The organism is Prevotella sp. P5-92, from assembly GCF_002251245.1.
Classification (GTDB): Bacteria; Bacteroidota; Bacteroidia; order Bacteroidales; family Bacteroidaceae; genus Prevotella.
Window position 1 is genome coordinate 27965 of sequence record NZ_NPJG01000127.1, and the last position, 13482, is coordinate 41446.

At 47.3% G+C, this 13482-nt stretch carries 7 protein-coding genes and 1 pseudogene; 1 reads left to right on the top strand and 7 read right to left on the bottom strand.

Annotated features, from left to right (window positions below; all coding sequences use genetic code 11):
- Window positions 1-76 precede the first annotated feature (76 nt).
- A complete protein-coding gene (locus CIK99_RS13850; RefSeq protein WP_094382088.1) occupies window positions 77-784 on the top strand; it encodes an SIMPL domain-containing protein in 708 nt (235 codons plus the stop codon).
- Window positions 785-838: 54 nt separating this feature from the next.
- Here CIK99_RS13850 and CIK99_RS13855 read toward each other — a convergent pair.
- The 7 genes and pseudogenes from CIK99_RS13855 to glmS all read right to left on the bottom strand — a co-directional run bounded on the left by CIK99_RS13855 (window position 839) and on the right by glmS (window position 13387).
- Window positions 839-2983, bottom strand: a pseudogene (locus CIK99_RS13855) (alpha-amylase family glycosyl hydrolase).
- Between the two features lie 82 nt (window positions 2984-3065).
- Window positions 3066-3953 carry an ACP S-malonyltransferase gene (gene fabD, locus CIK99_RS13860; RefSeq protein ID WP_094382089.1) on the bottom strand — a complete coding sequence of 296 codons (888 nt, stop codon included), beginning with the start codon at window positions 3951-3953 and terminating at the stop codon, window positions 3066-3068.
- 64 nt (window positions 3954-4017) lie between these two features.
- A complete protein-coding gene (locus CIK99_RS13865) occupies window positions 4018-5166 on the bottom strand; it encodes a hybrid sensor histidine kinase/response regulator (protein WP_094382090.1) in 1149 nt (382 codons plus the stop codon).
- A 102-nt stretch (window positions 5167-5268) separates the two neighbouring features.
- Complete coding sequence (carB, locus tag CIK99_RS13870) at window positions 5269-8496, bottom strand: carbamoyl-phosphate synthase (glutamine-hydrolyzing) large subunit (RefSeq protein ID WP_094382091.1); 3228 nt, start codon at window positions 8494-8496, stop codon at window positions 5269-5271.
- Window positions 8496-9572 (bottom strand): glutamine-hydrolyzing carbamoyl-phosphate synthase small subunit, encoded by a 1077-nt coding sequence (gene carA, locus CIK99_RS13875; RefSeq protein ID WP_094382092.1) that lies wholly within the window; start codon window positions 9570-9572, stop codon window positions 8496-8498. Before carA ends, carB begins: the two co-directional genes overlap by 1 nt.
- Before the next feature lie 12 nt (window positions 9573-9584).
- Window positions 9585-11480 (bottom strand): amidophosphoribosyltransferase, encoded by a 1896-nt coding sequence (locus CIK99_RS13880; RefSeq protein WP_094382093.1) that lies wholly within the window; start codon window positions 11478-11480, stop codon window positions 9585-9587.
- 62 nt (window positions 11481-11542) lie between these two features.
- Complete coding sequence (gene glmS / locus CIK99_RS13885) at window positions 11543-13387, bottom strand: glutamine--fructose-6-phosphate transaminase (isomerizing) (protein ID WP_094382094.1); 1845 nt, start codon at window positions 13385-13387, stop codon at window positions 11543-11545.
- Window positions 13388-13482: the final 95 nt, after the last annotated feature.

A 13482-nucleotide genomic window follows, 5' to 3' on the forward strand; every position in this document is an offset into this window, starting at 1 on the left:
TATTCGTATTTTCTTAGCGTTATTTTGAAATCTTTCGTATCTTCGCCACCGAAAACTTAATAAAAGGATAGTGCTTATGGATATAAACTCAAAATTCAGTCAGGCTGTCGTATTGGCGGCAAGCATTGCTTATCTTGGCATGTGTGTGAAGTCGGGTATTGATGATTTTTGCAACAAAGACAGAAAAGTGACGGTGAAAGGACTTGCGGAGAAAGAGGTTGAAGCCGACAAAGTGACATGGCCCATTCCTACTAAGGAACTTGGCAACGACCTCCCTGAACTCTATCAGCGTATCAACCAGACTACCGATAAGGTGAAACGCTTTTTGGTGGCGAATGGGGTAAAAGAGAGTGAGATAAGCGTCAATGCGCCAGTAGTGATAGATCTTAATGCAGACCAATATAACACCAACTTACGAGCATATAGGTATAATATCACTTCGACCGTAACGGTCACATCGTCAAATGTGAAACTAATACGTAATATTATGGCCCGTCAGGGAGAACTGCTGAAACAAGGAGTGGCTGTCGTAGATGGCGGATATGAAAATCGCGTAAGTTACGAATATGTATCGTTCCAAAAAATGAAACCGGGGATGATGCAAGAGGCTATAAAGAATGCGGAGATAACCGCTGAACAGTTTGCAAAAAACAGCAAGAGTTCTATCGACAAGATCATGTCTGCTGATCAAGGACAGTTCTCTATTGACGACCGCGACTCAAATACTCCTTACATAAAGAAAGTGCGTGTTGTGACGACTGTCACTTATTCTTTAAAAGACTGATGGGAGATATAAGCCGTCTCTTGTGAGGGAAAATATAGTTCAAGGTGGTGCGAGCTATTGCACCACCTTGAATCTTATGCGAAAACCATGAGACAGCTCGTCCCAGTTAGTGCCGAGGAGCTCGAAACGGCCTATCTGAGATGTAGAGCGTACGTGCTTGCCTATGCATGGACACACGTCATAGTCCCCTATGCGTACCAGACGGATGGCTTCAGACGCATCTTTTGGTAGGCGGTCTGGGCTGACATTAGGTGGCAGCGTGTCGCGTGTTACAAACTCGAAGTTTACGGGCAAGTCTGCCTTTATCAGATCATTCATGCGTTGTTCAATCTCTTTTTCTTCCTTTTTAGACGGTTTGTGTTCTATGATGAATGTAATCTTACTCTTCTTACGCTCTATGTGAGCGTTTTTGGAACGTTCGCAGCCAAACATTCGCGCCATGGTCTGGTTAAGAAGGTGTTCGGCGGTATGGGCAGGAGGAAACTCCTCCTTGTTGTGGGTATTAAGAATAGGGTCGTCCATAATATTATGATGATTCGTTCAGAACTTATATATTGCCACGCCGTAGGCAGGGATGTTTGCTGGGAGTTTACAGTCCTTGGATATAGTGACTGAAGATGTGGCAGACGTGAGCAGTTCAGTGGCTTTGCGCATGCCTTCTGTGATGTGCAGATACTCTATGGCGTGTGCAGGAATGTTCACCTCTACTTTGGCTGCATTATCGCTGAAGTTAGCCACAACAAGGAGTGTGCTGCGGCCTGACTTTCGCAAGAATGCATAATGACTCCATGGATTGAAACACTCAGAAGCGGGGTTCACATACATAAGGTCGAAGAATTCGCCTTCGCCCACGCATTTCTCTTTCTTTGCAATGTCGATGAGCCTATGGTGCATGTCGGCCAGACGACGTTCTTCGTCAGAGAGCTGGAATTGCTCAGCACGGCAGAGTGTGTCGATGCTCCAGTAATCAAAGATTGTGGTGCGGCCATCGCGTCCGCTGAATCCCTCGACATCCATCCCTTTCTCTCCATACTCCTCGCCTTCGAAGAGCATAAACGGATTGCGACGTAACAGGAGAGACACTGCAAGGGCGGGTATGGCTTTCCATGCAGAGCAGGCAAAGAAATCGCTTGCAATGCGTTGTTCGTCATGGTTCTCAAGGAAGTAGAGCATGTGTTCGGCAATGTCGTCGGTAGCTTGCCATGCTCCGGTAATGGCCGAAGCTGGACAATGGCCGCATATTATCGCACGCAGAGTGTCGTACATGCCCACTTTGTCGTAGAGATAATCAAAACCGCTGGCAATATATGTGCGATAGAGGGCAGGATTATATACCTCGCCGATGATTTTTATTTCGGGATACTCTTGCTTAAGTTGTTCAAGAGCCCATGCCCAAAAAGCTGCCGGCACCATTTCTGCCATGTCGCAGCGGAAGGCATCGACACCTTTTGACGCCCAGAACCTGAGTATGCCAAGCATTTTTTTCCAAGTGTCGGGGGTGGGGTGGAAGAAACCTATGCCGCCAGCATAGTAATCGACACCATAGTTGAGTTTGATAGTCTCGTACCAGTCGTTCATGCCAGGACGAGAGTCGAAGTGGTCGTTACCAGTGGCTTTGGCAGGCATCTCGTAGTAAGGCTCTCGCTCGCCTGCATAGATATCAAAGTATGGTGAGAATTGTTCGCCGGGACAATAGTAGAAATTGTTTTGTGGCGAAAATCCCTGAGCAGGGTTGTCGTCATCCCCAAGACCTCTGACGCCTTGAGGTTGGAAAAGCGATTTGTACTGACGAGCCACGTGATTAGGAACGAAATCAATAATCACCTTCATTCCATTTTTGTGAGTACGATGGATAAGTGACTCAAATTCATCCATGCGCTTTGTGACATTGACAGCGAGGTCGGGGTCAATATCGTAATAATCGGATATAGCGTAAGGAGAACCAGCCTGTCCCTTTACTACTGCGGGATGGCAAGAGGGAATGCCAGCGGAGGTATAGTCAGTCTTTGTTGCATGTCGTATGACACCCGTAAACCATATATGTGTCACTCCCATGCCTTTTATTTTCTTGAGTTCCTTATCGGTGAAGTCCTCCAGTTTTCCACATCCGTTTTCCTCTATTGTTCCATTAGGCTTACGGGTGGTGTTACGGTTGCCGTAGAGACGTGGCAACACTTGGTAGATGATTGTTTTGCTCATTGTTATAGTATTTAGTGGTAGGATAAAAACATAGAAGCTCTGGAAGCTATTCCAGAGCTTCTATGGTATGATGGTTAGAAACTTATGCTATACCGCATACAGCCACATTCTTGTTGATGCGGCCAATCATACCTTGAAGAGCCTTGCCAGGACCGCATTCTGTGAAGTCGTCGGCACCGTCAGCAATCATGTTCTCTACGCATGATGTCCAACGTACGCTGCTTGTGAGCTGAGCAATGAGGTTCTGCTTTATCTCTGCAGGGTCAGTATGAGGCTTGCCATCTACATTCTGATATACAGCACACTTAGGTGTTGCAAATTCAGTAGCCTCAATGGCTGCTTGGAGTTCGTCTTTTGCAGGCTGCATAAGTGGCGAGTGGAAGGCACCGCCCACCTTGAGCGGAAGGGCACGCTTGGCACCAGCCTCCTTGAGCTTGTCGCAGGCTGCGTTGATGGCCTCAACCGTGCCCGAGATAACCAGCTGTCCTGGACAGTTGTAGTTTGCGGGAACTACTATAGGATTTGTCTGACTAACCTCAGCGCAGATGGCCTCGATCTTGTCGTCTGCAAGACCTACTATCGCCGCCATAGTGGATGGTGTCTGCTCACAAGCCTTCTGCATAGCCATGGCACGGGCATAGACAAGCTTTAAACCGTCCTCAAAGCTGAGTGCACCAGCTGCCACAAGGGCTGAGAACTCGCCAAGTGAGTGGCCTGCAACCATCGAAGGTTGGAAGTCGTCGCCAAGACTTATGGCTTTGATGACGCTATGAAGGAATACTGCTGGTTGTGTGACCTTCGTCTGTTTCAGTTCGTCGTCAGTACCAGCGAACATGATGTCGGTTATCCTGTAACCAAGAATCTCATTTGCTTTTTCAAAAAGCTCTTTTGCCTTTGGGTCGTTGTCGTACAGGTCTTTGCCCATACCTACAAATTGTGCTCCCTGTCCTGGGAAAACGAATGCTTTCATTTCTTTTAGTTGTTTATATTATTTCGTATATGTTTTTTCTTACAGATATATTTGCTCCTTTTGCTTATACATCTTTTAATATTGGTACGAGTACACTAAATGTACTTCCTTCACCGAGTACAGACTCTACCATCACATCTCCGCCGTTTTTCACGGCAAAATCCTTACAAAGCTGAAGTCCGAGTCCACTACCTTCTTCGTTGTTTGTACCATATGTGGTCTCGCCTTTGTGGAAGAGGCCTTCGATGCGGTCAGGGGCGATACCCACTCCATGGTCGCGGATGCTAATCTTTGCAAAGTCGTCTCTTTTGTCAACGATAATCTCGATGGCACTGCCCTCAGGAGTAAACTTAATGGCGTTGCTAAGGAAGTTGCGAACCACGGTATTGAGCATGTCCTTGTCTGCTCTTACCTTGAGCCCCGTGACGTTTTCTTCCATAGTTAGAGCGATGTTCTTAGTTTCGGCAATCATAGTGAAGATACCATAGACGCCGGTTACCACATCCATCACCTCGAAATCTTGATATGCCACCTTTAGACGTCCGGTTTGGCTCTTTGTCCATTTGAGGAGGTTGTCGAGTAGGTCATGTGTTTCCTCTGTCTCCTTGTTCGCCTTATCGATAAGATAATACATCTCAGGGCCGATTGCTTCGGGCGAGACAGTCTGCACGACAAGGTTGAGCACCATACGGATACTGGCCATAGGCGAGCGTAGGTCGTGGGCGATGACGGAGTACATTTTGTCGCGGTTGTTGATAGTGCGTCGCAGCTCATCGTTCTGCTGTACGATGATGCGTTTGGCGGCAACAAGCGAAATCTGATGCATGACACGCATCACGAGTTCCTCCTTGTTAAAAGGCTTTGTAAGGAAGTCGTTGGCACCTACCTGGAAACCATGCACAAGGTCGGCTGGACTATTGAGGGCGGTTAGGAAAATAATAGGAATATCTGCCGTTTCCTTTTCTTTCTTTAGGATAACGGCGGTATCGAAGCCACTGATGTCAGGCATCATAACGTCCAAGAGTATAAGGTCTGGATGCTCTCTCTTGGCAGTTTCTATACAACTGTTGCCATTGTTGGCAGTCAGCACTTGGAATTTCTCATTGGTCAGCAATATCTTGAGTAACAAGACATTGCTGACCACATCGTCAACCACAAGTATCTTATAATCACTGCGGTTTATGCTGGATTCAAAATTTTCACCAAGATCCATAAGCTAAATTTCTCATTATATTATGCTTAAATTGCTGCAAATATACGACTTTTTTTTTATTTGAACAATGTTTTTTGCATAATTTAAGAAATAAGCCATCTGCTACTTATACTCTTCCCAGCTCTTTATGCCGATACCTTCGAGACCTACGGTGCAGAATGCTTGTATGAAGGCTGATGCAAGGCGGCTGTTGGTGATGAGCGGTACGTTGAGGTCGATGGCTGCGCGACGTATTTTGTATCCATTGTCGAGCTCGCTTACGGTGAGATCCTTTGGGATGTTGACTACCATGTCGATCTCGTGGTTATGGAGCATGTCAATGGCTTGCGGTGTACCTTTCTCTGATGGCCAATAGACGAGGCTATTGGAGATGCCATTTTCTGTGAGATAACGCGATGTGCCTCCTGTGGCATACAATTTATAACCATGACTGACAAGCATGCGTGCGGCGTCTAACATTTCGGCTTTTTGCTTGGCGCTACCTGTGGAGAGAAGGATATTTTTCTCTGGTATGCGATGACCTACAGATAGCATCGACTTGAGAAGAGCCGTGGCGGTATTGTCGCCGAGACAACCCACTTCGCCGGTTGAAGCCATATCAACGCCCAGTACTGGGTCTGCCTTTTGCAGACGGTTGAATGAGAACTGGCTTGCCTTGATACCCACATAGTCGAGGTCGAAGAGATTCTTATGAGGTTTCTCAACAGGCAGTCCAAGCATCACTTTTGTTGCAAGTTCTATGAGGTTTATCTTTAGCACCTTGCTAACAAAGGGGAACGAGCGTGATGCGCGTAGGTTACACTCGATGACCTTGATGTCGTTGTCGCGGGCAAGGAATTGGATGTTGAACGGACCAGAGATATGCAGTTCTTCTGCAATCTTTTTGCTGACACGCTTTATGCGGCGTACGGTCTCACAGTAGAGTTTCTGTGGAGGGAACTGGATGGTGGCGTCACCAGAGTGGACACCGGCAAACTCAATGTGCTCAGATATTGCGTAAGCGATTATTTCTCCATTGCGTGCCACGGCATCCATTTCCACCTCTTTGGCATGTTCTATAAATTGGCTTACTACCACTGGGTGGTCCTCGCTGACGTTTGCAGCGAGTTTGAGGAACTTCTCAAGCTCTTCCTGATTAGAGCAAACGTTCATGGCTGCTCCCGAGAGGACGTATGACGGACGAACGAGGACTGGGAAGCCCACTTCGTCGATAAACTTGTTGATATCGTCCATTGATGTAAGAGCACTCCATGCTGGCTGGTCGATGCCGTTGCGAGAGAGCATTGATGAGAATTGGGCGCGGTCTTCTGCATTGTCGATATCGCGTGCAGAGGTACCTAAGATAGGAACGTTCTGGGCGTCAAGGCGCATGGCAAGATTGTTCGGTATCTGTCCGCCGGTAGATACGATGACGCCGTGCGGATTCTCAAGCTCGATGATGTCCATAACACGCTCGAATGTAAGCTCGTCGAAGTAGAGACGGTCGCACATGTCATAGTCGGTAGATACGGTCTCAGGGTTGTAGTTTATCATTACCGAGCGGTAACCTTCTTTGCGGATTGTATTCAGTGCTTGTACACCACACCAGTCGAACTCAACCGAAGAGCCAATGCGGTATGCTCCAGAACCGAGAACGATGATGGAACGCTTGTCATTCTCGAACTTTATGTCGCTTGCCACTCCTGCGTAGGTTACGTAGAGATAGTTAGTCTGTGCAGGATATTCAGCCGCCAGAGTATCTATCTGCTTCACCACAGGAACGATGCCATAGTTCTTGCGTAAGTTTCTCACGACGAGACTTGCTTTTGCCATGCCTTGTATTTCGTTTTCAAGACCTACGGCACGGGCTATCTGGAAGTCAGTGAATCCATAAACCTTTGCTTCTCTGAGCAATTCCTTGCTTAGGTTGTTGATATTGCCTATTGCCTTCATCTGCTCGTCGATGTCGATGATGTGCTTTAGTTTTTCGAGGAACCATTTGTCTATCTTCGTGAGGTCATGTATCTGGTCAATGGTGTAACCTTTGTGCATGGCTTTAGAGATGATAAACACGCGTTTGTCAGTAGGCTCGCGGAGGGCAGCGTCAATGTCGGGTATCTCCAACTCCTTGTTTTCCACAAATCCATGCATGCCTTGGCCAATCATACGCAGTCCCTTCTGGATAGCCTCTTCAAAGTTGCGTCCTATCGCCATTACCTCGCCCACGGACTTCATAGACGAGCCCAGTTCTTTGTCAACGCCGCGGAACTTAGAGAGATCCCAGCGGGGAATCTTGCAAACCACATAGTCGAGGGCGGGCTCGAAGAATGCACTGGTGGTCTTGGTGACTGAGTTTTTCAGTTCAAAGAGTCCGTAGCCCATACCGAGTTTTGCTGCCACGAAGGCCAAAGGATAGCCTGTTGCCTTTGATGCCAATGCCGATGAGCGACTCAGGCGGGCGTTGACCTCTATGACTCGGTAATCTTCGCTTTGAGGGTCAAAGGCATACTGTACGTTACATTCGCCGACGATGCCAATATGTCGCACGATCTTTATCGATAGTGCGCGTAGCTTATGGTATTCGTTATTGGTGAGTGTCTGTGAAGGGGCAATAACAATGCTTTCGCCAGTATGAATACCAAGAGGGTCGAAGTTTTCCATGTTGCATACGGTGATGCAGTTGTCGTATTTGTCGCGAACGACTTCGTATTCAATCTCCTTCCATCCTTTGAGGCTCTTCTCTACGAGAACCTGAGGAGAGAAAGAGAAAGCTTTTTCAGCAAGTTTGTCGAGTTCTTCTTCGTTGTCGCAGAAGCCTGAGCCAAGGCCGCCGAGGGCATAGGCGGCGCGTAGGATGACGGGATAGCCCAAGTCGGCAGCTGCTCGTCTTGCCTCCTCGATGGTCTCGCAAGCCTCGCTTTTAATGGTTTTCACGTTGATCTCATTGAGTTTCTCAACAAAGAGTTCTCGGTCCTCGGTGTCCATTATGGCTTGAACTGGTGTACCGAGTACGCGTACACCATATTTCTCCAATATGCCATTTCGATAAAGCTCCACACCGCAGTTGAGTGCGGTCTGTCCTCCGAAAGCGAGGAGGATTCCGTCAGGACGTTCCTTGGCGATGACCTTCTCCACGAAATATGGCTGTACGGGGAGGAAGTATATCTGATCAGCCACACCTTCTGATGTCTGTACGGTGGCGATGTTTGGGTTGATGAGTACGGTTTTGACGCCCTCTTCCCTCAGCGCCTTCAAGGCTTGTGAACCCGAGTAGTCGAACTCGCCTGCCTCACCTATTTTCAATGCTCCAGAACCGAGGAGCAGTACTTTCTTTATATTGTTGTCTTTCATTATTCTAATGTCTTAATAAAACGATCGAACATAAACTCGGTATCCACAGGACCTGAGCATGCCTCTGGATGGAACTGACTGGTGAACCAGGGATTCTCTTTGTGGCAGACGCCTTCATTAGAGCCGTCGTTCATATTTATGAATAGTTCTCGCCAGTCGTTGCCCAATGTCTTTGCGTCAACAGCATAACCATGGTTCTGGCTTGTTACGTAGCAGCGGTTAGTGCCCACCTCGCGCACAGGCTGGTTGTGTGAACGGTGGCCGTATTTTAGCTTGTATATCGTTGCGCCTCCAGCTTTTGCGAGCAGTTGGTTTCCCATGCAGATGCCGCATATGGGCTTGCGGCTTTGAGACATCTGCTTGCGAATGATGTTGACTGCGTCCTCGCACATGTCCGGGTCGCCAGGTCCATTACCGAGAAACAGACCGTCGAATTCCATTGTTGTGTAGTCGTAGTTCCAAGGCACTCGTATCACTTCCACTCCTCTGTTGACGAGACATCTGATGATATTGTTTTTCACGCCGCAATCGACGAGTATTACCTTCTTTCCCGCACCCTCGTTATATCTTATGATGTCCTTGCAGCTGACGCGGTCAACCCAGTTGACACCCTCATATTCAGCTTCGGGGATATTGTCAGGCTCGTCGTCGAAGATAATCTTACCCATCATCACTCCATGTTCTCTGAGTACCTTAGTGAGTTGTCGAGTGTCGATTCCTGTTATGCCTGGCACATGTTCGCGCTTAAGCCAATCGGCGAGGCTCTCCACGGCGTTCCAATGAGAATACTGTTCGCTATAGTCAGCCACGATGATGGCAGAGGCATAGATTCTGTCACTCTCCATAAAGGTGGCGATTCCGTCGCTTTCTACAGAGAATGGTGGCACTCCGTAGTTTCCTACCAGAGGATAGGTGAGAGTCATAAGCTGTCCAGCGTAAGAGGGGTCGGTGAGGCTTTCTGGATATCCCATCATGGCCGTATTGAAAACTACCTCTCCTGCTACTGGCGCGTCGTATCCGAACGATTTTCCATGGAATTTCGTTCCGTCTTCGAGGACTAATGTTACATTTTTCATATATGTTGTATATTAAAACTTCTTTTGAAATTGGTAAACCTTTTCTATATAGTTGATGAAAGCCTGGTTGACGAGTTTCATGCCGCCTGGAGTGGGGTAGTCGCCTGTGAAATACCAGTCGCCGTGGTGATTAGGTATAGCTTTGTGCAGACCTTCTATGCTCTGAAAAACGATCTCAATTGGAGTCGTGACGCCGTTAGGACGTAACATTTCCACCATTTTATTATTTAGCTCGTTGACGGTGAAAGGCTTGTATAAGGCCTTGACACAGCATTGCATGTCGCTTTTGGGCTTTTTCATTTCGGCAAGACAACGATGGTATATCTCGTCTATGAGCGGGTGCATTCCACGTTCTTTGAGCAGTTCGATACATGCGCGGAATGCTATAAATTCCTCGAGGCGTGCCATGTCGATACCATAGTAGTCAGGGTAGCGTATCTGTGGTGCCGAACTGACGAGGATAATCTTTTTAGGGTGGAGACGGTCGAGAATCTTTATTATACTCTCGCGTAAGGTGGTACCGCGTACGATACTGTCGTCTATAATGACGAGGTTGTCTATCCCAGGCTCGAGCACTTCGTAGGTTACGTCATAGACGTGGGAGGCAAGGTCGTTGCGCGAATTTCCTTCAGTGATAAATGTACGAAGTTTAATATCTTTCCATGCAACTTTTTCTGAACGTACATATTTGTTGAGTATGGCCTTAAGTTCGTCGTGAGAAGGGTAGTGACCTAAGCTTTCTATCTCTTTTATCTTTTCTTCATTAAGATATTCCTTGAATCCGCGGAGCATACCGTAATAGGCTACTTCGGCTGTGTTGGGAATGAAAGAGAACACGGTATGGTCAACGTCATAATTCACAGCCTTGAGGATCTGAGGTGTGAGTAGTTCGCCAAGCATTTTGCGTTCTTGGTAAATGTCACGGTCGGAGCCTCGGCTGAAATAAATGCGTTCGAAAGAGCAGGCCGCATCACCTCGCTGGTCAAGAATCTTTTCTATTCTTGCGTTTCCGTCTTTGTTTACGATCAGGGCATGTCCAGGTTGTAGCTCTTTGATGTCGTCGCATTCAAGGTCGAAAGTGGTCTGCAACACTGGGCGTTCGCTTGCCAGGACGGCAATCTCGTCGTTGATGAAGTAGAATGCAGGGCGTATTCCCCACGGGTCGCGCATGGAGAACATCTCTCCACTGCCGGTAAGGCCGCACACTACATAGCCACCATCAAAGTCTGGCATTGTGGTTTTCAGCACATTGCTCATATTGACGTTTTTATCAATATAATCAGTGATGTCTGTTCCGGACAGTCCAAGTTCCTTTGCATAGTCGAAGTTTCGTTCAACCTCTCTGTCGAGCCTGTGTCCCATCCATTCGAGCATAATATAACTGTCGGAATAGATTCGTGGGCATTGTCCCATGGCGGTAATCTTGTCGAATATCTCATCGATATTTGTCATGTTGAAATTTCCGCAGAGACATAAATTCTTCGCTTTCCAATTGTTTCTGCGCAGGAATGGGTGTACGTATTTCAGTCCGCTTTTTCCTGTGGTGGAATATCTTAGATGACCCATGTATATCTCGCCTGCAAAAGCGAGGTTGTCCTTTGCATACATGGGGTCGGCTATCTGTGTAGGAGTGAGAGCGGCGAAACCCTTTTGGGCGTTTTTGAAAATCTCGGTGATGGCGTTTGCCCCTTCTGCTTTTTCTCGAAACATGTATTCATTGCCAGGCATGGTGTCGAGTTTGACGCATGCCATGCCGGCGCCTTCCTGTCCGCGGTTGTGTTGCTTTTCCATCATTAGATAGAGTTTGTTCAAGCCGTACATCCATGTACCGTATTTCCGCTGGTAGTAGTCGAGTGGCTTCAGAAGTCTTATCATTGCCACACCGCATTCGTGTTTTAACTGCTCCATTCTTGTGTAGTATTTATCTGTTATGTTCTATGTTTTGTTTTTGTATAGTCTTGTGGTCTTGCTTATTCTACTGTCACCGATTTGGCAAGGTTTCGTGGTTGGTCAACATCTTTTCCCTTGCATACGGCGATATGATAAGCCAATAGCTGAAGAGGAATAGTGGCTATGAGCGGTTCGAGACACTCAATGGTGGCTGGCATCTCAATAACCTCGTCGGCGATGCGGCTAATGGTGTCGTCACCTTCGTTGACGATGGCAATGACTTTTCCTTTCCTTGCCTTGACTTCCTGGATATTACTGAGCACTTTTTCGTACATTGCGTTGTGTGTGGCTATGACTACCACCGGCATGTCTGAGTCTATGAGTGCTATTGGCCCGTGTTTCATCTCCGCAGCAGGATATCCTTCGGCATGGATGTAACTAATCTCTTTCAGTTTCAGAGCTCCTTCGAGTGCTACAGGGTAGCTGTAGCCGCGTCCCAGAAAGAGAAAGTCGTGGGCGTATGTGAATGTGCGGCTGAGGTCGGCGATGCGTTGGTTGAGTTGTAGCACTTTGCGCATCTTGTCGGGGATGGCATGCATCTCCTTTACAATGTTAAGATAATCCTCGTTGCTGATGGTGCCGAGTTCCTTAGCGAGTGCAAGTGCTAACATCGACAATACTGTCACTTGTCCTGTAAACGCCTTTGTTGAAGCCACTCCAATCTCGGGTCCCACATGTATATAGCTTCCTGTCTCAGTTGCTCTTGGAATGCTTGATCCTATGGCATTACATATACCATAGATGAAGGCTCCATTTTTCTTTGCCAGTTTCACGGCTGCGAGCGTGTCGGCTGTCTCGCCCGACTGCGATATTGCTATTACCACGTCGTCTTTTGTGATGACAGGGTTGCGGTATCTGAATTCAGATGCATATTCCACTTCAACAGGTATGCGGCAATAGTTTTCTATTATCTGTTTGCCTATTAGTCCTGCATGCCACGAAGTGCCACATGCCACGATGATAAATCGCTTGGCGTTGAGCAGTTGCTTTTTATAGTCGATGACGGCACTTAGTACCACGTTGTCAGTGTCGATATTGACTCGTCCTCGCATACAGTTGGTGATACACTCTGGCTGTTCGAATATTTCCTTGAGCATGAAGTGAGGATATCCGCCTTTTTCTATCTGTCCGAGGTTGATATCCACGGTCTGTATTTCGGGATGGATCTTACGGTTGTGGTTGTTGACGATCTCGAGTTCCTTACCCTGCTTTATGACAGCTATGTTCCCGTCTTCGAGATACACTACTTTGTCGGTATATTCCACAATGGGGCTGGCGTCAGATGCGATGAAGTATTCATCGTTTCCGATGCCTACTACGAGAGGGCTTTGGTTTCGTGCCGCTATCAAAGTGTCAGGATGCCTATAGTCGAGGATTGCGATGGCGTATGCTCCTATGGCCTCGTGGAGGGCGAGCTGTACGGCGGTGAGCAAATCTATGTTTTTCTTTTCCTGTATATATTCAATAAGTTGTACAAGGACTTCCGTGTCGGTGTCTGAGACGAATCTTATTCCTTTGGCTTGAAGATGGCTTCTTAGTTGGGAATAGTTCTCGATGATGCCATTATGGATGATGGCGAGGTTTTTCGACCGTGAATAGTGTGGGTGGGCGTTGAGTGACGACGGTTCGCCGTGTGTAGCCCATCGTGTATGAGCGATACCCACCACTCCTGATACGTTTTTGTCACTGCAGTAGTTGACGAGGTCGTCAACTTTACCTTTTGTTTTATAAACGTTCAGTTCTCCATCGTCGTTCACCAGTGCTACTCCTGCGCTGTCGTAGCCTCGATACTCAAGTCTTCTCAAACCTTTTATCAGGATTGGGAATGCGTCTTTGTGTCCAATATAGCCTACAATTCCACACATATTTATATTATATATGATGTTTTCAAATTGGGTGCAAATTTACAGCAATTTTTTTACTCTTGCAAGAAAAATAGTATTTTATTTCTTAAAGAGAT